The organism is Streptomonospora wellingtoniae, assembly GCF_031845375.1.
Taxonomy (GTDB): domain Bacteria; phylum Actinomycetota; class Actinomycetes; order Streptosporangiales; family Streptosporangiaceae; genus Streptomonospora; species Streptomonospora wellingtoniae.
Genome location: NZ_JAVREK010000024.1, coordinates 56,925 through 82,730, shown reverse-complemented (window position 1 = coordinate 82,730; position 25,806 = coordinate 56,925). Strand labels below are relative to the sequence as shown.

General features: G+C 71.9%; 21 protein-coding genes. 7 read left to right on the top strand and 14 right to left on the bottom strand.

Going from position 1 to position 25,806, the window contains the following annotated elements; genetic code table 11:
* Nucleotides 1–57: 57 nt before the first annotated feature.
* Both RM446_RS19970 and RM446_RS19965 read right to left on the bottom strand, forming a co-directional pair.
* Entirely contained in the window at nt 58–477 is a 420-nt protein-coding gene (locus RM446_RS19970; RefSeq protein ID WP_311546896.1) for a hypothetical protein, read from the bottom strand.
* Nucleotides 470–835 carry a hypothetical protein gene (locus tag RM446_RS19965; protein WP_311546895.1) on the bottom strand — a complete coding sequence of 122 codons (366 nt, stop codon included), beginning with the start codon at nt 833–835 and terminating at the stop codon, nt 470–472. Before RM446_RS19965 ends, RM446_RS19970 begins: the two co-directional genes overlap by 8 nt.
* Nucleotides 836–1,098: 263 nt before the next feature.
* Here RM446_RS19965 and RM446_RS19960 point away from each other — a divergent pair, with 263 nt between their 5' ends.
* Complete coding sequence (locus RM446_RS19960) at nt 1,099–1,920, top strand: LLM class F420-dependent oxidoreductase (RefSeq protein WP_311546894.1); 822 nt, start codon at nt 1,099–1,101, stop codon at nt 1,918–1,920.
* Between the two features lie 49 nt (nt 1,921–1,969).
* Here the strand turns inward: RM446_RS19960 and RM446_RS19955 are convergent, their stop codons facing one another.
* The 4 genes from RM446_RS19955 to RM446_RS19940 all read right to left on the bottom strand — a co-directional run bounded on the left by RM446_RS19955 (nt 1,970) and on the right by RM446_RS19940 (nt 8,422).
* Nucleotides 1,970–2,647 (bottom strand): hypothetical protein, encoded by a 678-nt coding sequence (locus RM446_RS19955; RefSeq protein ID WP_311546893.1) that lies wholly within the window; start codon nt 2,645–2,647, stop codon nt 1,970–1,972.
* A gap of 951 nt (nt 2,648–3,598) precedes the next feature.
* Nucleotides 3,599–5,185, bottom strand: a complete 1,587-nt coding sequence (gene guaA, locus RM446_RS19950; protein WP_311546892.1) for a glutamine-hydrolyzing GMP synthase — start codon at nt 5,183–5,185, stop codon at nt 3,599–3,601.
* Nucleotides 5,186–5,264: 79 nt separating this feature from the next.
* The gene (locus RM446_RS19945; RefSeq protein ID WP_311546891.1) at nt 5,265–6,383 is read right to left on the bottom strand and encodes a PP2C family protein-serine/threonine phosphatase; all 1,119 of its coding nucleotides are present in this window, start codon (nt 6,381–6,383) and stop codon (nt 5,265–5,267) included.
* Between the two features lie 458 nt (nt 6,384–6,841).
* Complete coding sequence (locus tag RM446_RS19940; RefSeq protein WP_311546890.1) at nt 6,842–8,422, bottom strand: succinic semialdehyde dehydrogenase; 1,581 nt, start codon at nt 8,420–8,422, stop codon at nt 6,842–6,844.
* Nucleotides 8,423–8,543: 121 nt separating this feature from the next.
* Between RM446_RS19940 and RM446_RS19935 the strand changes: the two genes are divergently transcribed.
* Complete coding sequence (locus RM446_RS19935; RefSeq protein ID WP_311546889.1) at nt 8,544–8,942, top strand: FAD-dependent monooxygenase; 399 nt, start codon at nt 8,544–8,546, stop codon at nt 8,940–8,942.
* Nucleotides 8,939–9,709 (top strand): SDR family NAD(P)-dependent oxidoreductase, encoded by a 771-nt coding sequence (locus RM446_RS19930; protein ID WP_311546888.1) that lies wholly within the window; start codon nt 8,939–8,941, stop codon nt 9,707–9,709. Before RM446_RS19935 ends, RM446_RS19930 begins: the two co-directional genes overlap by 4 nt.
* 1,066 nt (nt 9,710–10,775) lie before the next feature.
* On the opposite strand, the gene RM446_RS19925 is transcribed toward RM446_RS19930, so the two are convergent.
* Nucleotides 10,776–11,459, bottom strand: a complete 684-nt coding sequence (locus RM446_RS19925; RefSeq protein ID WP_311546887.1) for a hypothetical protein — start codon at nt 11,457–11,459, stop codon at nt 10,776–10,778.
* Nucleotides 11,460–11,637: 178 nt separating this feature from the next.
* Between RM446_RS19925 and RM446_RS19920 the strand changes: the two genes are divergently transcribed.
* The gene (locus RM446_RS19920; RefSeq protein WP_311546886.1) at nt 11,638–12,444 is read left to right on the top strand and encodes a helix-turn-helix domain-containing protein; all 807 of its coding nucleotides are present in this window, start codon (nt 11,638–11,640) and stop codon (nt 12,442–12,444) included.
* A gap of 1 nt (nt 12,445) precedes the next feature.
* Nucleotides 12,446–12,625 carry a DUF397 domain-containing protein gene (locus RM446_RS19915; RefSeq protein WP_311546885.1) on the top strand — a complete coding sequence of 60 codons (180 nt, stop codon included), beginning with the start codon at nt 12,446–12,448 and terminating at the stop codon, nt 12,623–12,625.
* A gap of 124 nt (nt 12,626–12,749) precedes the next feature.
* On the opposite strand, the gene RM446_RS19910 is transcribed toward RM446_RS19915, so the two are convergent.
* The 7 genes from RM446_RS19910 to groES all read right to left on the bottom strand — a co-directional run bounded on the left by RM446_RS19910 (nt 12,750) and on the right by groES (nt 21,752).
* Nucleotides 12,750–14,477, bottom strand: a complete 1,728-nt coding sequence (locus tag RM446_RS19910) for a glycerol-3-phosphate dehydrogenase/oxidase (protein WP_311546884.1) — start codon at nt 14,475–14,477, stop codon at nt 12,750–12,752.
* A gap of 336 nt (nt 14,478–14,813) precedes the next feature.
* Nucleotides 14,814–15,704 (bottom strand): lytic murein transglycosylase, encoded by an 891-nt coding sequence (locus RM446_RS19905; RefSeq protein ID WP_311546883.1) that lies wholly within the window; start codon nt 15,702–15,704, stop codon nt 14,814–14,816.
* 199 nt (nt 15,705–15,903) lie between these two features.
* Nucleotides 15,904–17,010 (bottom strand): GuaB3 family IMP dehydrogenase-related protein, encoded by a 1,107-nt coding sequence (locus RM446_RS19900; protein ID WP_311546927.1) that lies wholly within the window; start codon nt 17,008–17,010, stop codon nt 15,904–15,906.
* Between the two features lie 190 nt (nt 17,011–17,200).
* Nucleotides 17,201–18,694 (bottom strand): IMP dehydrogenase, encoded by a 1,494-nt coding sequence (guaB, locus tag RM446_RS19895; RefSeq protein WP_311546882.1) that lies wholly within the window; start codon nt 18,692–18,694, stop codon nt 17,201–17,203.
* A gap of 155 nt (nt 18,695–18,849) precedes the next feature.
* Complete coding sequence (locus tag RM446_RS19890) at nt 18,850–19,473, bottom strand: sigma-70 family RNA polymerase sigma factor (protein ID WP_311546881.1); 624 nt, start codon at nt 19,471–19,473, stop codon at nt 18,850–18,852.
* A 252-nt stretch (nt 19,474–19,725) separates the two neighbouring features.
* Nucleotides 19,726–21,339, bottom strand: coding sequence for a chaperonin GroEL (gene groL, locus RM446_RS19885; RefSeq protein ID WP_311546880.1), 1,614 nt, complete (start codon nt 21,337–21,339; stop codon nt 19,726–19,728).
* 101 nt (nt 21,340–21,440) lie between these two features.
* Nucleotides 21,441–21,752, bottom strand: a complete 312-nt coding sequence (gene groES, locus RM446_RS19880) for a co-chaperone GroES (RefSeq protein ID WP_186356718.1) — start codon at nt 21,750–21,752, stop codon at nt 21,441–21,443.
* A 214-nt stretch (nt 21,753–21,966) separates the two neighbouring features.
* Between groES and RM446_RS19875 the strand changes: the two genes are divergently transcribed.
* Nucleotides 21,967–23,238 (top strand): class I SAM-dependent methyltransferase, encoded by a 1,272-nt coding sequence (locus RM446_RS19875; RefSeq protein ID WP_311546878.1) that lies wholly within the window; start codon nt 21,967–21,969, stop codon nt 23,236–23,238.
* Between the two features lie 401 nt (nt 23,239–23,639).
* On the top strand, nt 23,640–25,757 hold the full coding sequence (locus RM446_RS19870) for an apolipoprotein A-IV repeat region-like domain-containing protein (protein WP_311546877.1): 2,118 nt from the start codon (nt 23,640–23,642) through the stop codon (nt 25,755–25,757).
* Nucleotides 25,758–25,806 lie beyond the last annotated feature (49 nt).

The following is a 25,806-nucleotide window of genomic DNA, read 5'->3' as shown; positions in this document are numbered from 1 at the left end:
CCGAACCCCGTCGATCTTGTAGCTATCGTGATGTAAAACGATTTCCATTTGCGATAGCTACAAGATCGGCGGTGAGGCGGCGCGCGAGCGGCTCACGCGGCGCACCCACAGCAGGCCCAGCACCGGCAGTACGAGCGGGATGAACAGATAGCCGCTGCCGAAACGCGACCAGACGGTGTCGTCGGGGAACGCGGCCGGGTCGAGCAGGCTGAATGCGCCCACGACGAGCACGCCGACCAGTTCGACGGAGCACGACACCGCCGCGACGCGCAGCGACGTCCGACCGCCGGCTACCAGGCCCGCGGTCGCGACGATGTAGACGACCCCCGCCAGCGCCGAGAGCAGGTAGGCCAGCGGCGCCTCGTGGAATCGGGTGAGGATCTGCACGGCCGCACGCGAGGTCGCCCCGATGGCGAAGACGGCGTAAACGGCGACGAGGACGCGGCCGGGGCCGCTGCGGGCGACGGATTCAGACACGTGCGGGGCCCCACAACTGTTCGAGGCGGACCATCATGACGGGGAGGACGAGGCAGGCGAAGGCGATGACCGCCGGCCCCCACCTGCTCCGCTCGACGAAGCCCCACACCGCGCACGCCGGGGGGATGAGCACGATGGTGGCCAGATAGCTGATAAAGACCAGCGTCTCGTCGGGGCGCCCGCCCTGCGCCATCAGCACCCCCGACACCACGGCCTGGGCGATCACGGCCAGCCACAGCACGCCCATGGCCACCAGGTGGGGCACGACCATCGGCTGGTCGCGGAAGGTCGAGATCAGGCACCATGCGGCCAGGAGCAGCGATGCGACCTGGATGGTGGTGGTCAGCGCTTCGACCACGGTAGTCCTCCACCCGGGTTGGTGCGGTTGCGCCCGATCGGTCGCGCCGCCCGGCGGAACGGACGGAGCGCCGGGCGGATCGGCACGAATGTCTACGACAGACTGTAGTACCACCTGCGGCGAGCCGGTAATCGACGAGCGCGGTACGCGCGGGCCGGCCCGGGTAGCGCCCTCACCGCGTGGCGTCACGGCCAGGCGTAGACTCCAGACGTTTGCAGGCGCATACATAAGGAGACGCAACGGTTATGAAGTACGGGATTCTTATGTTTCCCACGCATGACGCGATCGATCCGGCCACCCTCGCGCGCGAGGCCGAGGACCGCGGTTTCGAGTCGCTGCTGTTCCCCGAGCACAGCCACATCCCGGTCAGCCGGCGGTCTCCCTATCCCGGTGGCGGGGACCTGCCGCGGATGTACGTGCACACCTACGACCCGTTCGTGGCGCTGAGCTACGCCGCCTCGGCGACGACGACACTGCGCGTCGGTACCGGCGTGTGCCTGGTCACCCAGCGCGACCCCATCCACACCGCCAAGGAGGTCGCCAGCCTGGACTACCTCTCCGGCGGCCGGTTCCTGTTCGGTGTCGGCGCGGGCTGGAACCGCGAGGAGATGGCCGACCACGGCACCGACGCGCGCACCCGCATGCGGCGGATGGCGGAGAACGTCAAGGCCATGAAGGAGCTGTGGACAGAAGACGAGGCGGAGTTCCACGGCGAGTTCGCGGACTTCGAGAAGAGCTGGGCCTGGCCCAAGCCCGCCCAGAAGCCGCACCCGCCGGTGATCGTCGGCGGCAACGGGCCCACGGTTGAGGAGCGCGTGATCGACTTCGGCGACGAGTGGATGCCGCAGGGCGTCACACTCGACACCGCCGCCGAGTTCGGTCGGCGAGTGACCCGGCTGCAGCGGCTCGCCGCCGAGGCCGGGCGCGGCACCATCCCGGTGTCGATGTACTACGCGGTGCCCGAGGAGAAGACGGTCGACGCCTACGCCGAGGCGGGCGTGGGCCGGGTGTTCTTCGGCGTGGACTCCGCGGGGCGCGACACCGTGCTGCCGCAACTGGACGAGCTGGCCCGCCAGATCCGCTGACCCCGCACCGGCCCGGCAGCCGAGCACGGTCCGGGGACGCGAACGGCCGTCAGTACCGCGGGTCCTCTGCCTGCGGCGGACCCGCGGGCGGCCGGCCTGGCTGTTCGTGCGCTCCGGGCTGCGGGCCGGAAGGCCGGTGCTGGGGCCCTGTCGAGGGCTGCTGCCCGCCGGACGGCCCGCCGTAGTGCTGTCCCGCGTTCGGATCGTACTGCGGGCCGACGGGACCGCCGTGCGCAGAGGGCTGACCGTACGGCCCGGCCTGAGGGCCGTGTTGTGCGGTGCCCGGACCGGCCGGACCCCAGCCCGGACCGGGCGACTGCGCGTACTGCCCCGCACCGGGGCCGCCCGGCGGGGGCCATCCCCCGGGGCCCGCGGGCTGCGGCGTTGCGGCGCCCCGCTGCGCCGAGCCGCGGCCGCTGCCCGCAAGTGCGATCAGCAGCAGGATCAGGGCGGCGGCGAAGACGATGATGCTGACCACGTCGAACCCGATGAACAGGCCGGGGCCGACGCTGTCGAGCGATGCGACCTCCAGAGTCACACTGAACGCCACGCCGAGAATCCAGTTGAGGATCAGCAGCCCGCCCCCGGTACGGATCAGCCCGCGCATCGCCGGTGCCCGACCGGCCAGAGCCAGCGCGAGTACGCCGACGATGACCAGAGGGAACCGGATCGCCATGTTGACGAACGGGTTGGAGATGAGCAATGCCGGGGTATCCAGCGAATCCATTGCGGTGCTCCGTGTCGTCGGCGGGACTCAACCGTTGGTCTGGGGCGGAGGGCCCGAGGGCCATTGGGGCGCGCTCGGTCCGTGCTCCCACGGGGGCTGGCCGCTCTGCGGCCCCGGCTCGCCTCCGTGGCCGTACCCCGGTTCCTGAGGTCGGGGTCGGGCACCTGCGGGGGCCTGGGGCCCGGAGGGACCGGCCGGAGCCTGAGGCCCGGAGGGACCGGCCGGAGCCTGAGGCCCGGAGGGACCGGCCGGAGCCTGAGGCCCGGAGGGACCACCGTACGAAGGGCGACCGGGCCCCGGGTGGGCGCCGCCGTAGCCCGGCGGGACCGGGCCGCGCTGCGCCGCGGGCGGCGGCGCCGACCAAGCGGGATCGGGCGGCGGCGCGGGAGCCGTCCGGACGCGCCGGACCAGCCCCATCAGCACCAGCAAAAAGCCTGCGGCGAGCATCAGGTTGAGTACGTGCCGCACCAGCGCGGGCCATACTTCCATCGGAAGGATGACCCCCTGATACGTCATCACACCGAGGACCATGTCACCGATCCCGTCGACCAGGATCAGTACGAGTCCGAACGCCGGCAGCATGCGGCGCCCTCGGGGGGCCAGCGCTACGGCGATGAATCCCAGTAGCGGAATCGCGACGGACGGCGCGCTCCACAGGATCGGCTGCAAGAGGTCCACGGCGGCTTCCCACTGTTCGCGGCTGATGTCGTCGCACAAACCTAAGGGAGTGCCGAACGGAACACCAACCCGCCTGCCTGCTTGAACTCGCCGGTGTCCGGGTGCGGTCACGGAGCGGACGCCGGTTCCCGCGTCCGTTCAGCGGGACCGCCGGCGGCCGATAGCGAGCGGATCGGCTCCGGCGGCCGCCCCGGGGACCGCTCGGCCCACCGGCCCGGCGGTCCGGGTGGGGCGGCGCGTCCCCGGGGCGGGGCGGGAGTCACCTCCCGACCGTCACTCCCACTCGATGGTGCCTGGCGGCTTGCTGGTGACGTCGAGGACGACACGGTTGATCTCGCGGACCTCGTTGGTGATCCGGTTGGAGATGGCCGCCAGCACGTCGTAAGGCAGGCGCGACCAGTCGGCCGTCATCGCGTCCTCGCTGCTGACCGGGCGCAGCACCACGGGGTGGCCGTAGGTCCGGCCGTCGCCCTGCACCCCCACCGAGCGCACGTCCGCCAGCAGCACCACCGGGCACTGCCAGATGTCGCGGTCCAGACCCGCGCGCGAGAGCTCCTCGCGGGCGATGGCGTCGGCCTCCCGCAAGACCTCCAGGCGGTCGCGGGTGACCTCGCCGATGATGCGGATGCCCAGGCCGGGGCCGGGGAACGGCTGGCGCCACACCATCTCCGCGGGCAGGCCCAGCTCCTCGCCGACGCGGCGGACCTCGTCCTTGAACAGCTCACGCAGCGGCTCTGTGAGCGAGAACCGCAGGTCTTCGGGGAGCCCGCCGACGTTGTGGTGCGACTTGATGTTGGCGGCACCGTTCCCGCCGCCCGACTCCACGACGTCCGGGTAGAGGGTGCCCTGTACCAGGAACTCGACGTCGTCGCCCGCCCTGCCGCCTTCGGCGACGACCTCGCGGGCCGCCTGCTCGAAGACCCGGATGAACTCCCGGCCGATGATCTTGCGCTTCTCCTCGGGGTCGCTGATCCCCGCCAGCGCGTCGAGGAACCGCTCCTGGGCGTCGACGACCTTCAGCACCGCGCCGGTGGCCTCGACGAAGTCCTTCTCGACCTGCTCGACCTCGCCCTTCCGCAGCAGCCCGTGGTCGACGAAGACACAGGTCAGACGGTCGCCGATGGCCCGCTGGACCAGCGCGCCGGCCACCGCGGAGTCCACTCCACCGCTGAGCCCGCAGATCGCGCGCTTGTCGCCGATCTGGGTGCGGATGCGCTCGACCTGCTCGTCGACGATGTTGACCATCGTCCAGGTGGGCCGGCACCCCGCGCCGTTGTAGAGGAAGTGCCGCAGCACCTCCTGCCCGTGCTCGCTGTGCAGCACCTCGGGGTGGAACTGCACGCCGTACAGCCCGCGCTCGGGGGCCTCCATGGCGGCCACGGGCGTGCTCTCGGTGCTGCCGGTGGTGCGGAAACCCGAGGGCGCCTCGGCGACGGAGTCGCCGTGGGACATCCACACGGTCTGGGCGGCGGGCAGGCCGGCGAAGAGAACGGTGTCGGTGCCGGCCTCCATGCGGGTGCGGCCGAACTCGCTGCGCCCGGTCCGGGCCACGGTGCCGCCGAGCGCCTGGACCATGGCCTGGTAGCCGTAGCAGATGCCGAGCGTGGGCACGCCGGTCTCGAACATCCCCGCGGGCGCCTGGGGAGCGCCGTCGGCGTAGACGGACGAGGGGCCGCCGGAGAGGATGATCGCCTTGGGCCGCTTGGCCAGCATCTCCTCGACCGGCATGGTGGAGGGGACGATCTCGCTGTAGACGTGGCACTCGCGCACGCGCCTCGCGATGAGCTGGGCGTACTGCGCGCCGTAGTCGACGACGAGGACGGTGTCGAACGAGGAGTCGCCGGCGTCGGAAGGGGACACGGAAGAAGCCTTCCCGCAGGTAGGAACGTGCAGGGCACGGGGATCGGACCGCTTCTCAGTCTAGATCCTCCCCAGAGCCTCAGAACCCGGCCACCAGGACCGCCCGGTCGTCGGCGTGGTCAGTGGGCGCCGACCACGCCATCACCGTGGTGCACACGTCCTTGGGTGTGGGCGCGTCGAACCCGGTGAGCAGTGCGGACAGCCGGCCGAGCCCGGTGTCCAGGGACTCGCGGCGCCGCTCGACCACCCCGTCGGTGTAGCAGACCAGCATGTCGCCGGGGTGCACCGCGACGCGGGCGGTGCGATGCGCGCCGCCCAGCGAGCATCCCAGCGGCGGGTCGACGACCGACTCCAGCCGCTCGCACTCCCCGTCGCCGCGCAGCAGCATGGGAGGCACGTGTCCGGCGTTGGCGTAGGCCAGCTCGTCGGCCCCCGGGTCGTAGACCGCGTAGCACATGGTCGCCATGTTCTCCGGCAGGTAGGTGTCGACGTAGGCGTCGAGCCGCGCGGTGACGCGGTCGGGGCGCACTCCCTCCTCCAGTGCGGCGGCGCGCAGCACGCTGCGCAGTTGGGACATGACGGTGGCCTCCGGCAGCCCGTGTCCGGCGACATCGCCGATCACCAGACCGATCCGGTCGGAGGAGGGAATGGCGAACACGTCGTACCAGTCGCCGCCGACCTCAGCGCCGTTGGCGGTGGGCACGTACTCGGCCGCGACTTCCAAGGGCGCGCCCTCGACGCGGCAGGGCAGCAGGCTGCGCTGCAGGCCCAGGGCGATCTCGTGCTCCCGCTCCAACCGCGCGCGCATGCGGCCCTCGCGGTCGCCGAAGGCGCCGGGGGCATCGGGTGTGTCGCGGTCGAACGCCGGAACCAGGCGGATCTGCACCGCGGGCTCGCCCGCGTCGGCCCAGGCCGCGCGGCTGCCGAACCCGGGGCAGCGGCGCGGCCGCCCGTCGGGGTCGACCAGGCACAGCACCCCGGCCGTCGGTTCGCCCGACCCGGCCCATCTGCGCAGCGTGTCGCCGGTCCGCTCGGGGCTGTCGGAGCTGACTCCGTAGAGGTCGGCGCCCGTGTCGGCCGCCGGGCACAACCTCCGCATGGCGGCGTTCCGGCCGAGGATCTCGCCGGAGAGCCCGACCAGCAGCATCGGCTCGCTCACGGCGCGGGTGATCGAGCCGAACAGCTCACCGGCGAGCACAGATCACCGCACCCCGCGCGCCCCGGCGGCGGGTCCGGGCCGGCGCGGTGGGGCGGCGGACGGGCCGCCGCTTCGGCGGCGGGCGGCGGTTCGCGCTGCCGCGCCCGTCCCCGATGGTCGAGTCCGCTCCTCGCATCGTCCCTCCGTTGGCTTCCGCGGATACGCGGTTGTCGCCGGTGTCGAGGGTCGGGGGAGATGTGTCCGGCGGCCACGTGAAGCGCAGGCTACGCCCGGTCGGCGCCCGGCGCAGGAGTTTCCCGGTTTTTGCGGCAGCGGATCGGAGTGTGGAAGTTCACTGCGCCCCGATGAGGCCTCCCGAAGGGCTTCGGGGGCGCGGAAGTCCCAGGTCAAAGGCCCGAGAACGTCGGGCGCGATCGGTTCGGCCCCGGTCTGCCCCGGCCGGCTTGAGCGGGCCGGGCAGACCGGGGCAGACGCGGCCCGTGGGTGCTGCGGGCGGATCAGCGGATGCGGAACCGCTTCATCAGCCGGGCGCCGGCCGTCATCACCGTGGAGAGGGTCTGGGCGTCCATGCCCGGGGTGCCGCCGAAGCCGACGTAGTGCTGGCTGGCGACGGTCTGGGACTCCGTGTAGCGCAGCAGCCCTTCGGGGCCGTGCCGGCGGCCCACACCGGAGCGCTTCATGCCGCCCATGGGTGCGCCGTAGCTGGCCCAGGCGGCGCCGTAGCCCTCGTTGACGTTGACGGTTCCCGACTCGATGCGCTCGGCCAGGCGGCGCCCGCGCGCAGTGTCGCGGGTCCACACGCTGGCGTTGAGCCCGTAGTCGGTGGAGTTGGCGGCGTCGACGGCCTCGTCCTCGTCGAAGAAGCGGTAGAGGGAGACCACCGGGCCGAAGGTCTCGGAGGCGCAGGCGTCCATGGTCGGGGCCACCCCGGCCATGACCGTGGGCCCGTAGAACAGCGGGCCGACGTCGTCGCGGGGGCTGCCGCCGGCGAGGACCTCGGCGCCCTTGGCGCGCGCGTCGTCGACGTGGGCGCTGACGCGCTCGAACTGCCTGCGGTAGGTCAGCGAACCCATGTCGGCGGAGTAGTCGAAGGCGGCGTTGAGCTCCATGCCCCGCACCGCATCGGAGAACCGCTCGGCGAACTCGTCGTAGACCGAGTCGTGCACGTAGATGCGCTCCATGGAGATGCACAGCTGGCCGGCGTTGCTGAAGCTGGCCCGCTGGAGGCCTTCCACGGTCCAGTCCATGTCGGCGTCGGCGCACACGACGGCGGGGTTCTTTCCGCCCAGTTCCGCCGAGAAGCCGATGAGGCGGCGCGCGGCGCGCTGGGCGATCTCGGCGCCCACCGCGGAGGAGCCGGTGAAGGAGACGTAGTCGGCGTTGTCGATGAGGGCGTCGCCGATCTCCTCGGGCCTGCCGAGCACCGGGATCCACAGGTCCTCGGGCAGGCCGGCCTCGACTGCGGTCTCGATCGCCCACAGCGCGGTCAGCGAGGTCTGGGTGTCGGGCTTGGCGACCACGGCGTTGCCGGCGAGCAGTGCGGGTACGGCGTCGGCGACGGGCAGGGCGAGGGGGTAGTTCCACGGACTGATGACGGTGACCGCGCCGCGGGGCAGGCGGCGGTGGTAGGTCCGCGTCGCACCGGGAAGGGCGCCGGGGGTGCGCCGGGGCCGCAGGAGGCGGGGCGCGTGCCGGGCGTAGTGGAGGGTGCCGGCGGCGGCGTCGTAGACCTCTTCGAAGGCGTGCCGACGGGCCTTGCCGGTCTCCCACTGGATGAGGTCGAGGATTTCGCGCTGGCGGGAGAGGACCAGGTCGTGGAACCGCACGAACGGCTCGGCGCGCTCTCGGGGGGAGCGCGCGGCCCAGGACCGCTGCGCCGCGCGGGCGCGCTCGAAGGCAGCGGCGACGTCGTCGGCGGAGGACTCGGGGAGTTCGGCGAGGGGCGCTCCGGTGAAGGGCGCCGCGGTCTGCGTCGTCTTGCCCGACGCGGCGGCCACACGGCGTGTGAGCCGGGGGGTGACGCCCTCCAGCCCCGCCGGCGACGCGGAGCTACCGGAGGTGCTCGTAGCGGTGTCCATGGCGGGAGGGTAATCCACGTCACCGGAATTGGCTACCCGCCGGTAACCGCGCCTCTCCGGTCAGGGAACCCGCCGCTGGGGACGCCGAGGACTCCGCGCCGTCCTCGTCCAGGAGGTTGCGATGCCGCCAACCGAGAACACCACCGTCGCCGTCGCGGGCGGCGGCCCGGCGGGAATCATGCTCGGCCTGCTGCTGGCGCGGGCCGGCGTGGACGTCACCGTGCAGCAGCTTGTCCTGGAAGGTCTCGATCGCTTGCCCGCGGGTGGCGTCGTAGCCGCCCTTGGGGATGATGAACGCGCCTCCGAACCCCGTCGATCTTGTAGCTATCGTGAAGGAAAGCGATTTCTGTTTGCGATAGCTACAAGATCGACGGAGCGCACGTGCCGCGGTGCCACGCGCTGCGCGGTGTCCGCGGCGGAGCACCGCGGCCGCGGTCTTGTGCGGAGAACGCGAGGAGGGACGGCCATGGCCACGACCACGCACCCCGCGGCCTCCGGCGACGCGGGCCTCGCCGCGTGAGCGCCCGGCAGAGCCGCGGCGTCCTGGTCACCGGGGCTTCGGGCGGCATCGGGCGGGCGGTCGCCCGGCGCTTCGCCGCCGACGGCGACCGGGTGGCCGTGCACTACGCGGAGAACCGGGACGGTGCCGATGCCACTCTGGCGTCACTCGACGGCTCCGGGCACCTGCTCGTCCACGGAGACGTCGCCGACCCCGCCGCGGCCGAGGCCGTCGTCGACGCGGCCGTCGAAGGGCTCGGCGGGCTCGGCGTCCTGGTGAACAACGCCGCCGCGATCATCCCGCACCCGCTGCCCGAGACCTCCTTCGCCGAATGGCAGGCGGCGTGGCAGCGCATCATCGGCGTGAACCTGTTCGGAGCGGCGAACCTGAGCTACTGCGCGGCGCGGCACATGATCGAGCACGGCGAGCGCGGCGCCGCCGGGCGGATCGTCAACGTCGGTTCGCGCGGCGCCTACCGGGGAGAGCCCGACATGCCGGCCTACGGAGCGAGCAAGGCGGCGCTGCACTCGCTGGGGCAGTCGCTGGCCGTGTCCCTCGGCCCCCACGGCATCGGCGTCGCCTCGGTCGCCCCCGGTTTCACCTCGACCCCGCGGGTCGAGGCGCGGCTGAACGCGGACGGTGGCGACGCGATCCGCGGGCAGAGCCCGTTCGGCCGGGTCGCGACGGCCGACGAGATCGCCTCGGCGGTGGCCTACCTGGCGTCTCCGGAGTCGGTATGGACCTCGGGCGCGGTGCTGGACGTCAACGGCGCCTCCCACCTCAGGTAGAGCGGCGTTGCGCGGAGTGGCGCCGACGGAGAGTGGTTTCGCCATGGCGACGTCCGGCGGTCGGCGACCGGTACCCGGACTGGGACCGGGACTCGGACGGGCGTTCCGCACGGCGGCCGACGGAACTTTTCCAAGAGCCGCGGCGGCTCCCGTCACCTGCTCGAACGGCGCATCAGTCCGTGCACACCGCGGAACAACGGGCGAAGCCTGCTATACCGGCGCGATTCCGGGTAGCTCGTCCGGAGGGCTGGAATCCGCAAGGACACCCGGCACCAGCGCCCCCTGGGACGGGCCCCTACGGCCCGATGCGCGAGGCGGCGCAGGAACCGGGGTACGGCCCGACGCGCGGACCGGCAGGCGGACCGGCTCACGGTCCGGTGCACGGCCCGATCTGAAGAGCGACCCGACAAGACAACGGCCGACAGGAGATCTCCCTGCCAGAGCGCACCATCGCCATCCCCGAACGCGCCGGGGACCGGCCTCGTCCCGTCCGCGAGACCGTTCCCCGGCGCACCCTTCTCCACTGAGCCGACGGCGATGGCCGTCCGCGCTGGCAGGGTGACGGAAGGGCGGTTGCCCCAGCCCCAGCCCCAGCCACGTGGGGATCGATCCGGTCAATCCGGAGCCGGGGTTCGACGCGTTCTACCCGGCCTGAGGACGACCGCCCTCCGGAACCGGGCCGCGGCTCCGGTGACCGGCGGCGATGCACCGGTACCCGCGCGTGCCCCGGCCGTGACCGCTTCCGGCCGGACACGGCCACGTGGCGGGAAGGTGCGAGCAGGGGGCGGGACGGAACGGCCGGGCGCCCGGACCGTCGGAACGGTGCGCGCGGCGGGCCGGTCGGACGGCAGCGGTCGGCCGAGGACCAGTGCCGCGAGGAGCCGTTCGAGCGCCTCAGAGGTCGGCGCCTCGATCAGGTGCGGATGCCCGCGCAGGACGGCCCACCAAGTGCCGGTGTGGCTGCCGTACCAGGCACTCGTGCCGGGGAAGATCCGGCTCAGCCGCGCCGCGGCCGGGTGGACCGTCGCGGACCGGCGCCGAGGGCGCGGGAGCGGGGCGGACGCACTCATCGGTCCCCTTCCTCGGCGTCGCCCCAGATGAGTCCGGAGCCGTCCAGGTGGCAGCCGTCGTGCGCAGAGGGACGCAGGCAAGCGGACCGGTCGGTCCGGCCGGGGTCGTGCGCGGGGGCGGACACGGGTGCGGGCGCGGCAGCGGGGGCGGGGAGCCCGCAGGTCTCGCCGAGCAGGCGGGCGACGCGCGCGAGGATCTCCAGGGAGGCGTCCCGGACGGCGGAGGTCCAGTAGGCGTGCTCGTGCGCGCCGGCCGCGAGGTCGTCCGCCATCTCGTGGAGGCACCGCGCATCGGCAGGGCCGACCACCCGGGCGGGCAGCGCGAGCCGGGCGGACCGCGCGGGCGCCCCAGGGCCGCTCGGGCCACCCGGCCCGCCCAGGTCGCCGACGTAGGGCCGCGGGCGCGGCGGAGGCACGAACCGCGCGAGAGCGAAGTCCAGCGCGTCCAGGTCGGTCGCGGCGAGCGCCACGCTGTCGCACCGCCGATGGTGGGCCACGTAGGGGGCCTGCTGCCCGGGCGCATAGGTGAGCCGCCACAGCTCCCGGTGGCGCGTGTGGACCTCGCAGAAGCGGACGTAGTCGGGAGGTACAGGAGCCTCGTAGACGTAGGGGCGTGTGCGGTCGCAACGCGTCGGTGGAGGGACCTCTGGCGTCGTGGCGCCCGGGATAAGGTCGGACATGTCATCAGCTCCAATGCAGCTGGTGGCCAAGCCCCGGGACGGTGCCCGCCGTCGCCGGGGTCTTTCACGTGCACCCACAATGGAGCCCGGCAGGTGAGAAAGCTATAGCGAACCGGATACCGGGCAATCTTGGGGAAGCGTGGGGCAGGCTGAATAGATCTGTGCTCACATGTGGCACATGAGCCAAGAACTTCACGACGCGGCGCGCCGGTTCGGTCGCGAACTGGCGCGCTTGCGCGAGATTTCGGGAATCACCCAAGGGACACTGGCGAACCAACTGGGGATCAGTTCGTCCCACATATCGAATCTTGAGCGCGGCTATCGGACTCCCAAGGGCCCGGTAATACCCAAGCTCGACAAGGCGTTGAACGCCGAAGGGAGGCTCACGCGACTCTGGGAGGACCTGACACACAACGGTCGGCCTGTGTGGTTGGACGAGCTGGCCGAACTCGAACGCAGGGCCGTATCGATTCTCGAGTGCCAAACGGCCATCCTGCCGTCGCTGCTCCAGACAGAGGACTACGCGCGGTCTGTGATGACGACCTTGACTCCTTGGGCTGACCAAGAGCAGATTGAAGCAGGTGTTCAGCGGAGGAAGAAGCGCACAGACTGGTTCTTCACCTATCGAGAACCGATCTATTGGGCCGTGATCGACGAGACTGTGATCACTCGCGAAGTGGGCGGCCCCGGGCTAATGAAATCCCAGATGGCCCATGTATCCGATCTGGTCGAGAGTGGCCGAATATCCGTGCAGCTTGTGCGCGGACAGCATCCTGGCCTACGCGGCCCCTTCAAGATCATCTCGCCGAGCACGGCTCCGGATGTGGTTTACGTCGAGTCTGCCCGTTCCGGCCAGGTCATCGACTCCCCCGACGATGTCCGGCGGTTTCGCCTAGTTTATGGTGCTATTCAAGCGGCTGCTCTGTCGCCGCAAGAGTCGGCACAGTTGATCCTGAAGACGGTTGATGGTCTGGGAGACAGGTGACATGGAGTTTTGGCGTAAGTCCAGCTACAGCGGTGGTGTCGATCAGGACTGCGTGGAGGTCGCAGAGTCCCCCGAACAGGTGAGCATCCGCGACACCCGGCACCGCGGCCTCGGACACCTCTCGATCCCGGCCTCCGAGTGGTCCGCCTTCCTCGCCGACCTGAAGAGCGACCGCCTCTAGCCCTCGCCCGCGCCCGCCCGTCCGCCCTCGACACGTCCGCCCCGCACGACTCTGGCGCCCCGCCGGTCTCCGGCGGGGCGCCAGTCGAGTTCCGAGGTCGATGGACCGACTCCGCTGGCCGCCCTCAGCTCACTCCCGCTCCCATCGACGCCGCGGGGACGATCTCCGGGGCGCCGTGCTGGACGGCGTCCGCCTCGTTGTCGTTGTCCTGCTCCTGAGCGGCGCGCTCCACCTCGATGCGCTTGCGGTAGTAGGCCACCTCGCGCTCGACGTGCTCCTCGCTCCAGCCCAGCTGCTCGCCCATCAGACGCGCGGCCTCCTCCGACACTGCGATGCCGCGATCCCAGGTCTCTATCGAGATCCGGGTCCGGCGCGCCAGGACGTCGTTGAGGTGGCGGGCGCCCTCGTACGCCGCCGCGTAGGCGATCTCGGCACGCAGGTAGTCGTCCGCGCCGGTCAGCGGCTCCTTGAGGTCGGGGCGCTCGGCCATCATCCCCAGGATCTCGTCGATCATGGTGCCGTAGCGGCGCAGCAGGTGGGTGATCCGCGAACGGTGCAGCCCCGACTCGTTGGCGAGCTTGCGGCGCTGGTTCCACATGGCCGCGTACCCCTCGGCGCCCGCCAGCGGCAGCCGGTCGGTCACCGACTGCGGAATGCGCCCGTCGAGACCGTGCGCCACGGCGTCGACCGCGTCCTTGGCCATCACCCGGTAGGTCGTGTACTTGCCGCCGGCGATCAGCACCAGCCCCGGCACCGGGTGCGCAACAGTGTGCTCGCGCGACAGCTTGGAGCTCTCGTCGGACTCCCCCGCAAGCAGCGGGCGCAGGCCCGCGTAGACACCCTCGACGTCGTCCCTGGTCAGCGGCACCCGCAGGACCGAGTTGACGTGGTCGAGCACGTAGTCGATGTCGGTCCTGCTGGCCGCCGGGTGGGCCTTGTCGAGGTCCCAGTCGGTGTCCGTGGTGCCGATGATCCAGTGCCGCCCCCACGGGATGACGAAGAGCACGCTCGTCTCCGTGCGCAGGATGAGCCCGGAGGAGGCCTGGATTCGGTCGCGCGGCACGACCAGGTGGATCCCCTTCGACGCGCGCACGTGGATCTGGCCTCGCCCGCCGACCATCTCCTGGATGTCGTCGGTCCACACGCCCGCCGCGTTGACCACCTGCTTGGCGCGGATGTCGAACCGCTCGCCGGTCTCCAGGTCCTGGGCTTGGGCGCCGGTGACGTGCTCGCCCTCGCGCAGGAAACCCACCGCCTGCACCCGCGAGGCCACGTGCGCCCCGTAGGTGGCGGCGGTGCGCAGCACGGTGAGGACGTAGCGGGCGTCGTCGACCTGGGCGTCCCAGTACTGCACGGCCCCCACCAGGGAGTCGCGGCGCAGCGCCGGGAAGAGCCGCAGCGCGCTGCCGCGCGTCAGGTGGCGGTGGTGCGGCAGACCGCGGGCGCTGCCCATCGACATCGAGAGCGTGTCGTAGAGGGTGACCCCGGCCCCGACGTAGGGCCGCTCGTAATGCTTGGTGAGGGGGTAGAGGAACGGGACGGGCTGGACCAGGTGCGGCGCAATGCGGTGCAGCAGCAGCCCGCGCTCGACCAGCGCCTCGCGCACCAGCTCGAAGTCGAGCTGCTCCAGGTAGCGCAGGCCGCCGTGGATGAGTTTGCTGGAGCGGCTGGAGGTCCCCGATGCGAAGTCGCGGGCCTCGATCAGCCCGACCGAGAGGCCCCGCGAGACCGCGTCCAGGGCGACGCCGGCTCCGACGATGCCCCCGCCGACGACCAGGACGTCGAGTTCGCCTCCCGACATGGCCTCAAGCGCCTCGGTTCGCTGATCGGGCCCTATCCGCGCTGAAGTCATCTCACGCCTTCCTTGGACTGTGCCTTGCCGGGCCGCACACTCGAAACGTCCCATGGCCAGGCTAACCCGACAGGCCCGGACCAATCCGGTGGCGCGCCTCGCATCCCCTCGAACGGGCGAGCGCCGGAGGCTTCCGGCACGGTCGGGTTCCGGAGCGCCCCGGATCTGCGCAGAGCCCGCGCGGGCGCGCTCATCGGGGAAGCGCGTGCCCGCACTCGCCGGTGCACCCGCCGTGTTTGCGGCGCGTCGTCGCCCGGCACGCGTGGGAGGACTCACAAAACCTCACGGCCGATGCGCCCCGCACGATCGCCGCGGCCTCATCGCCCGCCCGCGGTGTCACACAGCTTCGGCGGCCTCGGTGGCGTAGCGGTCGGCGGCGGCCAGCACGTCCTCGCCGTAGCTGCGGGACTCGTTGTAGGTGAGGATCGCGTCCCACCAGCCGGAGTCGCTGGTCAGCACACGCCCTTCGGAGCACAGGTAGCGCGCGGCGGACAGCGCCGCGTCGTCGATGTCGTGCGGGTCGGCCCCGGCGGCGGAGTCGGCGTCGGCTCCCCACGTCCGCCAGGTGGTGGGGATGAACTGCATGGGCCCCACGGCGCGGTCCCACTCGGAGTCGCCGTCGAGGGAACCGCCGTCGGAGTCGGGGATGGCGGCGGTGTTGTCGGTCCCGTCGAGCGGGATGCCGATGACGTCCTCGGTGGTGCGGCCGTCGGCGCCGATCTCACCGCCGGCGGCGGTGCCGTGGCCGGACTCGATCTCGCCGACGGCCGCCAGGGTCGGCCACGAGATGCGGCACGCCGGCTGTTCCTCGGTGGCCGCCAACTGGGCGCGTGCGTAGCCCTCCAACGCCCGGCGCGGTATGCCGGTGGCCTCCGAGACGGTGTCGAGCCACTCCGGGCTGGGGTCGGCGACACGGTCCGGGTCCGGCGAACGCCTGCTGTCGGCGGCCTGGTCGGTACCCCCGGAGGCGCCGGAGCCCGCGGACTCCCCTTGTCCCGCGCCTCCCGGAACCGTGTCGATGCTGCCCGCGGCGTCGTCCGGGCCCGGCGGGAGCTGCGGCGGCCGGGACGGCTCGAACATGCCGGCGACGCCCGCGACGCCCGCGGCGACGCCGAGGGTCGAGACCACCGCCGCCGCTGCGGCGACGCCCTGCTTCCACCGGGGCGGCGGGGGGTGTTCGACCGAGGCGGGGGACGCCTCGGAACCGGTGACGGGGGGACCGCTCACGGACACCTCATTCACGTCTTGGTCACGATCCGCCGGAAGGCAGGCGTTTGGCTGGGCGCACACGGCACTGACGTGATAGTGCACCTCATTCGCACGGCCCGAGTCAACAACCAACCCGCTGACCTGCCCGGTCGCGGCGGTATCCGCGATTAGGCGGGCCACCCGGTCCGCGCGGGCGTGCTCGGACCGGGCGCGGCGCTCAGCGGTGGGGGTTGACCACGACCTCGACCCGCTGGAACTCCTTGAGGTCGCTGTAGCCCGAGGTGGCCATGGTGCGGCGCAGCGCACCCGTGAGGTTCATCGCGCCGTCGCTGGTGGAGGCGGGGCCGTGCAGGATCGACTCCAGAGAGCCGATCGTGCCCACGTGCAGCCGCTCGCCCCGCGGAAGCTCGCCGTGGTGGGCCTCACTGCCCCAGTGGTAGCCGCCGCCCGGGGCCTCGGCCGCGCGCGCCAGCGGCGAGCCGATCATGACGGCGTCGGATCCGCAGGCCAGCGCCTTGGCGATGTCGCCGCTGAGGGACATGCCGCCGTCGGCGATCACGTGCACGTAGCGGCCGCCCGACTCGTCGAGGTAGTCGCGGCGGGCCGCGGCGACGTCGCCGATGGCGCTGGCCATCGGCACCGCCACGCCCAGCACGGACCGGGTGGTGTGCCCCGACCCGCCGCCGAAGCCCACGAGCACGCCCGCGGCACCGGTGCGCATCAGGTGCAGCGCGGCGGTGTAGGTGGCGCAGCCGCCCACGATCACCGGCACGTCGAGGTCGTAGATGAACTGCTTGAGGTTGAGCGGCTCGGCGCGGCCCGAGACGTGCTCGGCCGAGACCGTGGTGCCGCGGATGACGAACAGATCGATCCCGGCGTCGATGACCGCCTTGTGGTACTGCGCGGTGCGCTGGGGAGACAGGCGCGCGGCCGTGACCACGCCGGCCTGGCGGATCTCCTCGATGCGCCGTCCGATCAGCTCCTCCTTGATCGGCTCGGCGTAGATCTCCTGCAGCCGCCGCGTGGCGGCCTCGTCGTCGAGCTCGCGGATCTCCGCCAGCAGCGACTCCGGGGACTCGTAGCGCGTCCACAGCCCTTCGAGGTCGAGCACGCCCACCGCGCCCTGGCGGCCCATGGCGATCACCGTCTCGGGCGAGGCGATGCTGTCCATCGGGCTGCCCATCAGCGGCGTCTCGAAGCGGTAGGCGTCGATCTGCCAGGTGATCGACACTTCCTCGGGGTCGCGGGTGCGGCGCGCCGGCACGATCCCGATCTCGTCGAGTTCGTAGGAACGGCGCGCGTTCTTGCCGAGCCCGATCTCCAGCTGAGCCAACGCTTCGGTCCCCTCTCGCGTGCTTCACCGGCGAAGACGGCCGGCGGGTACTGCCGCGCCGAGTTTACCGCCGCGCGGCGCGGCGCCCGCGCCGCGGCCCGGCGGCCCGTCCGCGGCCGGGTTTCCGCGCTTTTCGCGACCGCCGCGCCCGCCGGGGAGGGGCGCGGACGCATGCCTTGCGTCAGCGGCGCCCCTGGTAGTTGGGGGCCTCCACGGTCATCTGCACGTCGTGGGGGTGGCTCTCCTGCAGTCCGGCCGACGTGATCTGCATGAGCTGCCCGTACTCACGCAGGTCGCCTACGGTGCGCGCACCCGCGTACCACATCGACTGCCGCAGGCCGCCGATGAGCTGGTGGGCCACCGCCTCCAGCGGGCCGCGGTAGGGCACCTGCCCCTCGACGCCCTCGGGGATGAGCTTCTCCTCGGTGGCGACGTCGGCCTGGGAGTAGCGGTCCTTGGAGTAGGAGCGCCCCCGCATCGCGCCCAGCGAGCCCATACCGCGGTAGGTCTTGAACTGCTTTCCGTTGATGAAGACGAGCTCGCCGGGGCTCTCCTCGACCCCGGCCAGCAGGCTGCCCAGCATCACCGTGCTCGCGCCGGCGACGATCGCCTTGGCTATGTCGCCGGAGAACTGCAGCCCGCCGTCGGCGATGATCGGCACCTGGGCGGGACCGGCGGCCTTGGCGGCCTCCATCACGGCGGTGACCTGCGGCGCGCCGACCCCCGCGACCACGCGCGTGGTGCAGATGGAGCCGGGGCCCACGCCCACCTTGACCGCGTCGGCGCCCGCGTCGACCAGCGCCTGGGCTCCGGCTCGCGTGGCGATGTTGCCGGCGACGACGTCGGCGGAGGAGTTCGCCTTGAGTTTGGCGATCATCTCGGCGACGCCGGAGGAGTGCCCGTGTGCGGTGTCGACGACGACGAAGTCGGCGCCCGCCTCGACCAGCGCACGCGCGCGCACCTCGGACTCGGCGCCGACGCCGACCGCGGCACCCACCACCAGGCGCCCGTCGGCGTCCTTGGTGGCGTCGGGGAACTGCTCGCTCTTGATGAAGTCCTTGACGGTGATCAGTCCGCGCAGCCGGCCCTGGGGGTCGACCAGCGGCAGCTTTTCGACCTTGTTCTCGCGCAGCAGCCGGAAGGCGTCGTCGCGGCTCACCCCCACCGGCGCGGTGACCAGCGGCATCGGTGTCATGACCTCGCGCACCGAGCGCTGGCGGTTCAACTCGAAGCGCATGTCGCGGTTGGTGACGATGCCCAGCAGACGGCCGTCGTCGTCGGTGACCGGGGCGCCGGAGATGCGGTAGTGGGCGCTGAGCGCCTCGACGTCGGCCAGGGTGTCGTCGGGCTTGCAGGTGACCGGGTCGGTGACCATGCCGGCCTCGGACCGCTTGACCAGGTCGACCTGGCCCGCCTGGGCCTCGACCGAGAGGTTGCGGTGCAGCACCCCGGCGCCGCCCTGGCGGGCCATGGCCACGGCGGTGCGGGCCTCGGTGACCGTGTCCATCGCCGCGGACAGCAGCGGGATGCGCAGTCCGATGTTGCGCGAGAGCCTACTGGCGGTATCGGCCTCGCCGGGCTGCATGTCCGAGTAGGACGGGACCAGCAGGACGTCGTCGTAGGTCAGCCCCGGCGGCAGAACTTTGCCGCCGTCCCCCGTGAACAGCTGCGTCATATCTCTTCCCAACCACTCGCGCGTGTCGTTTCATCCTAGAACCGCCGGGAGGGGGCGCGGAGCGGAACGGTCGCGGCCACGGGGTCCGGTGGCGATCCTCACAGCACCGCACGAACGGGGCGGGCGGCGCGGGGCCGGCGGGGGGCCGGCGCGGCTCAGATCAGCCGGTTGGCGATGGCGACCTTGCGCAGCCGGGCGAGGGCGCGGTGCTGGGCCACCCGCACGGCTCCGGGGGACATGCCCAGCGCGTGCCCTGTCTCGTCGGCGGAGAGCTCGGCGATGACGCGCATCAGCAGCAGGCGGCGCTGCTGCTCGGGCAGCTCGTCGAGGAGCGCGCGTGCACGTTCGGCCTCGGCGGTGCGCACGGCCGACTCCTCGGGTCCGGGGCCGTCGTCAGGACAGTCGGGCACGGTGTCGGTGGGCACGTCGGCCCGAGTGGAGCGGCGCAGCGCATCGGCGACCTTGTTCGAGGCGATCTTGAAGACGAACGCCGCGAAGGGGCGCCCTTTGTCCTCATAGCGCGGCAGCGCCGCGAGCAGAGCGATGCAGACTTCCTGGGCGACGTCGTCGGAGTGGTGGACGTAGCCCGAGACACGCGAGAGCTTGGCGCGGCAGTAGCGCAGCACCATGGGCCGGATTTCGCGGATAAGGGAGTCCACCGCGCCGTCGTCGCCTTGGACGGCCAGCGAGGTCAGGTAGTTCAGTTCCGTCTCGTTCGCTCTGCGCAGGGCCTCGGCTCGGCTCGCGAGCGCGCCCCCCGCTGCGCGTAGATCCGCCACGTAACGCATCATGCCCCGCTGTGCCGGTTTACACGTCACCGAGTTCGGCTACAGAATGATCACATTTGGTGGAAATACCCGATAAGTGACGCGAGTCCCGTGCCGAAATCCGCGCCTCGATGGTAAAGGACGACCCCGCGCCCGCAGGTGTGCGGACGCGGGGTCGGGCCGCGGGGAGCCCGCCCGCAGGGGCGGTCCCCCGCGGTCGGTGACGTCGTCAAAGCGTCGTCGGGGTGTCGGTGTCGGCCGGCCTCAGTGGCCGTGGCCGTGCCCGTGGCCGCCCTCGGACTCCTCCTCCTCGGGCTTCTCGACGACGAGCGCCTCGGTCGTCAGCAGCATGCCGGCGATGGAGGCGGCGTTCTGCACCGCGGAGCGGGTGACCTTGACCGGGTCGATGATGCCGGCCGCCATGAGGTCGCCGTAGGCGCCGGTGGAGGCGTTGTAGCCCTGGCCGACCGGCAGCTCGGAGATGCGGTAGGTCACGACGTAGCCCTCGGCGCCGCCGTTCTCGGCGATCCAGCGGGCCGGCTCCACAAGGGAGTCGCGCACGATCTTCACGCCGGTGGCCTCGTCGCCGGTCAGGCCGAGGTCGTCCAGCTGCGCGGCGGCGTGCACCAGGGAGGCGCCGCCACCGGCGACGATGCCCTCCTCGATCGCGGCGCGGGTGGCCGAGATCGCGTCCTCCAGGCGGTGCTTCTTCTCCTTGAGCTCGACCTCGGTGGCCGCGCCGACGCGAAGCACGGACACGCCGCCGGCCAGCTTGGCCAGGCGCTCCTGCAGCTTCTCGCGGTCCCAGTCGGAGTCGCTGTTCTCGATCTCCTTGCGGATCTGGCCGACCCGGTCGTCGACCTCGCTCTGCTCGCCCTTGCCGTCGACGATGGTGGTGTCGTCCTTGGTGACGGTCACGCGGCGGGCGCCGCCCAGCACGTCGACGTCGGCGTTCTCCAGGGTCAGGCCGACCTCTTCGGCGATGACCTGGCCGCCGGTCAGGGTCGCGATGTCCTGCAGCATCGCCTTGCGGCGCTCGCCGAAGCCGGGAGCCTTGACCGCAGCGACGTCGAGGGCGCCGCGGATCTTGTTGAGGACCAGCGCGCCCAGCGCGTCGCCTTCGATGTCCTCGGCGATGATCAGCAGCGGCTTCTTGCTCTGGACGACCTTCTCCAGCAGCGGGAGCAGGTCGTTGAGGCTGGAGATCTTGCCCTGGTTGATCAGGATGAGGGCATCCTCCAGGACCACCTCCTGGCGCTCCTGGTCGGTGACGAAGTAGGGCGAGACGTAGCCCTTGTCGAACTGCATGCCCTCGGTGAAGTCGAGGTCGAGGCCCATGGTGGGGGCCTCCTCGACGGTGATGACGCCGTCCTTGCCGACCTTGTCGAAGGCCTCGGCGATCATGTCGCCGATCTGGGCGTCCTGGGCCGAGTTGGTGGCGACGTAGGCGATGTCCTCGCGCTCGCCGACCTCGCGGGCGCGCTCGCCCAGCAGGTCGGAGACCTTCTGCGCGGCGGCGTCGATGCCCTTCTTGAGCGACATCGGCGAGGCGCCGGCTGCGACGCTGCGCAGGCCCTGGTGGACCAGCGCCTGGGCGAGGACGGTGGCGGTGGTGGTACCGTCGCCGGCCGCGTCGTTGGTCTTGGTCGCGACCTCCTTGACCAGCTGGGCCCCGAGGTTCTCGTAGGGGTCCTCCAGCTCGATCTCACGCGCGACGGTGACGCCGTCGTTCGTGATGGTGGGCGCGCCGAACTTCTTGTCGATGACGACGTTGCGGCCGCGCGGGCCGAGCGTCACCTTCACGGAGTCCGCGAGGCGGTCGACACCGCGTTCGAGGGCGCGCCGGGCGTCGTCCTCGAATTCCAGGATCTTGGGCATGGTGAGCTTCCTCTATCCGTACACCTGCGGCGGCTAAGGAAAAACCGCCCCGCCCGGCAGCGTGCCGGCCGGGGCGGGAAGGTTCGTCGACTGACGAGGGTTTACTTCTCGACGACCGCGAGCAGGTCGCGGGCGGAGAGGACGAGGTACTCCTCGTTGTCGTACTTGACCTCGGTGCCGCCGTACTTGCTGTACAGAACGACGTCGCCGACCTTGACGTCGAGCGGGATGCGGTTCTCGCCCTCGTCGTCCCAGCGGCCGGGGCCGACCGCGAGGACCTCGCCCTCCTGGGGCTTCTCCTTGGCGGTGTCCGGGATGACCAGGCCGGAGGCAGTGGTCTGCTCGGCTTCGAGGGTCTTGACGACGACGCGGTCCTCAAGCGGCTTGAGCACGGTCTTGGTGGCGGTCGACACGGTTGTGACCTCCCCCTTCGGGTTCGAGGATACGAAACGGCATGCTTGGCAAAGGGGCGACCACGGCGGCCTGCCGTCGCGGGTGCCAGACCAACCTCGTCGCGATTAGCACTCTACCTTTGAGAGTGCCAGTATGGAACATTAGCCGGGCCCATAGGGCGCGTCAAACAACTGGTCACAAGGGAACACCTCAGGGGAACGGTGAACAAACGTGGTGTCCAGCGGGCAAACCGCACCCGACGCGGCCAAGGCGTTCGCGAGCCTTTTCACACCGGCGGGGGGCCGCGTGCTCGCGGCTGCCTCCGCGGCGCCCGCGGACCCGCTGAGGGCGGCCACCGCCCTGCGCAGGGAGGCTGAGGAGGCGCTGTCCGTGGCGGAGGGGTCGGGCGGGCCCTGCGACGTCTCGCCGGCCGACCTCGCCGGCGCAGCGCTGACCCAGGCGCGGCTCCGCGATCGGGCGCGGCGCAAGTTCGGCGAGCGGGCCGGACGCATGTACTTCACCGAGCCCGGCCTGGAGCAGGCCACCCGGCGGGTGGCCGCCGAGTACCGCGCCCGCCGGCTGGCGGGGGCTCTGGGGACCGGAGCGCGGGTGGCCGACCTGGGCTGCGGCATCGGCGCCGACGCGGTCGCCATGGCCGAGGCGGGCCTGCAGGTGGAGGCGGTGGAGGCCGACCCGCTGACCGCCGCCGTCGCCGCCGCCAACGCCGAGGCGCTGGCACCGCCCGGACGGATGCGCGTGCGCGAGGGTGACGCCGCCGCGGTCGACCCCGCCGGCCGCGACGCCGTTTTCTGCGACCCTGCCCGCCGGACGGCCCGCGGCCGGGTGTTCGACCCCGACGCCTACTCCCCGCCCTGGGACCGCGTCCTGGACCTCGCCGCGCGCGCGCCGGCCTCCTGTGTGAAGGCCGCCCCCGGCATCCCGCACGAGCGCATCCCCGAGGGGGCCGCGGCCGAGTGGATCTCGGTGGACGGCGAGCTCAAGGAGACCGCGCTGTGGCAGGGCCTCGGCGAGGACTGGTCGCGGCGCGCCACGCTGCTGCGCGGCGACGGCTCGGCGCCCGCGGCCCTGACCGCGGACCCCGGCGCCGCACCCGCGCCCGTCGGCCCGCCGGGGCGCTACCTCTACGAGCCCGACAACGCCGTGGTGCGCGCCCACCTCGTCGCCGAGGCCGCCGCTCTGGTGGGCGGCGCGCTGCTGGACCCCGACATCGCCTACGTCACGTCCGACCGCCTGGTCGCCACACCCCTCTGCCGCGCGTTCGAGGTGCACCGGACGATGCCGTTCTCACTCAAACGCCTGCGGACCGAACTGCGGGAAAGGGGCGCGGGAACGGTAACGATTAAGAAACGCGGATCGGCCGTAGACGTCGACAAACTACTCCGCGACCTCAAGCCGAGCGGCCCCGGATCCGCCGTCGTGGTGCTGACCCGCATTGGAGACCGGCCCTTGTGCCTGGTGTGTTCCGAGGTCACAGCTTCACCGTAGACACCGTTCACCGAGCGGACATCGCGGAGCTCTCGCCACAAGGGTGACTGAAGCGCCGATCAGTACTAGCGTGACGCAACAGATCGGTGTGCATCGATCTCCCGTCATTCCCCTCATTATTGTCAGTTGACCACGGTGAACGAGGCACATGTCGTTAAACTGGTGCCCGCTGAATCCCTTCTCTTTGTCCTGGATTCGACCGGCGACGCACCGGGATGGTCGGCGGCGGCCGATCGGCCGACTCCCTCCCCATGACACCCGGGCGTCACCGCGCGTGGTCACCGCACCGCCGACCGTGACAGCGGCGACGCCCGCCCACCGGCGCCGCGCCGGCGACCAGGAGGACACCGCCCATCCACAGCCGACACGGGTGGGGGCGCCAGATCTTAAGGAGCACCTCGGTGGAACAGACCAACCACAACTTCCTCAACGGGGGAGGTCAGACCGGGATCTCCGACCGCATGCGGGACCTCCTCTCACGAGCCGCTCAGGACCAGATGTCCGAGCAGAAGTCGCAGGGCGCGGTCAACGAGGAGATGCGCCAGCGCCTGGAAGGCATGGAGTGGCTGCTGCGCGAGTTCCGCGAACGCGAGTTCGCGACGCTCGCGGAGTCGGTCGCCGGCGTCCAGGCGCGGGTCGACGAGCTCTCGTCGCGCCCGCCGGAGTGGGCCGAGACCCTCGCCGAGCACATCGCGCTGGTCGGAGAACGCGTCAAGCCACTGGCCGAGATGTCCGCGCTGCGTACGGATATCCGCACCATCACCGGCCACCTCGACACCACGCTGTCGCGCCTGCAGGAGCTCGCTGAGAACGGCGAGCAGGCCTCCGGGCGGATCGACGCGCTCACCGAGCGGGTGGAGAAGCTGGCCGCAGGAACCGAGGAGCGGTTCGGCCGGATCGACGAGGCCGTCGAGGGCCTGGCCGCCGGCTCCGCGGAGCTGCGCGAGTCCCTCTCCGTGCTCTCGGAGCGCCTGCAGGCCCAGCACGACACTGCCATGGACACCGCCGCCGAGCGGCACGAGAGCGTCACCGCCGCGATCGACAGCGGTCGCGAGACCCTGGCCGCCGCCGTCGAGCAGGGTCGCGCGTCCATCGAGCAGGCCGTGTCCGAGGGTCGCGAGAGCCTGGTGACCTCCATCGGCGAGAGCCACGACACCCTTGAGGCCGCCCTGCGCGAGCAGCACACGCGGCTCGGCGACAAACTCGACTCCGCTACCGAGTCCCTGCGCGGCGCCACCGAGCAGAGCCGCGACGCCGTCAGCGGCGCTGTCTCCGAGGGCGTCGAGCGCCTCGACAGCTCCGCCGAGGCGCGCCACACCACGCTGCGCGAGGGCATCGAGCGCCTGGACGGCCAGGCCGCCGAGCTCCACACCGAGGTCACCTCGCAGCTCAGCGAGGGCGTCGCCCGGCTGAGCAACCAGGCCGAGGAGAACCACGCCGAGTCCACGGCGGCCGTGGCCGACGCCAACAGCGCCGTCGTCAAGCTCGCCGAGTCCACCGAGGAGCGCCTGGGCGAGATCCGCGCCCACGTCCGCGACCGGCTCGCCGAGCTGCACGAGCAACTGGAGCTGCACCGGGCGGAGCTGCGCGAGCGCGAGGACCGGAACCGCGGCGAGCTGGCGGGCAAGCTGGACGAGACCGCCCAGAACCTGCGCGCCAAGGCCGAGGAGGACTTGGCCGCCACCACCGCCGAACTGGCGCAGCTGCGCGGTTCGGTCCAGGAGCGCACCGGCGAGCTGCGCGAGTCCGTCGAAGCCCGCGTCGCCGAGCTGCGCGAAGCCCTGGAGGCGCGTGTCGAAGCGCTGCGGCAGCAGGGCGACGAGCGCCACAGCACGCTCACCGGCGCGGTCGAGGAGCAGCGCGCGGCCGTCGACTCCGGATTGGAGCAGGCCCGAAACGAGCTGGCCGAGCGGGTGGACCGCCACCTGGAGGCGATCAACAGCCAGTTCGAGCGCGGGCTGGGCCGCCTCACCGACCGGTTCGACACCTTCGAGGGGCACTTCGACGGCAGCTTCGAGGGCGTCGAGGGCAAGATCGACGGGGTCGGCGGTCGGCTCGACGGGATCGAAGGGCGGGTCAACGGCGTCGAGGGCCAGTTCGAGGGCGTCAACGGCAAGATCGACGGTGTGGACGGCCGCCTGGAGGCAGTCGACGACCGCATGGAGGCGCTCAACCAGCGCCTCGCCCAGCTCCCGGCCACCCTGGAGTTCAGCGAGGTGCACCGCCGCCTGACCGAGCTGTTGGAGCGCCCGGCGGTCGACCCCACCGAGAAGCTGGACGGCCTCGAAGGCCGGCTCAAGGAAGGCTTCGACCCGCTGCTGCGCGAGGTCCAGGCCCGCCCCGACCGCCACGAGTTCGACGAGGCCATCACCGAGGCCGTCGAGACCTCGCACGATGACATCACCAAGCGCCTGGCCGCGCTGGAGGAGACCATGCTCGCCCTCGCCGAGGCTCTACTGCGCCCCGGCCGCGACGGCAAGAAGAAGCGCCGCCGCGACGAGGACGACGAGGACGAGTAACCGCCGCCGCAGCGAGGAAAGGGGCGGGGCGAGCGCCGGTCGGGCGCTC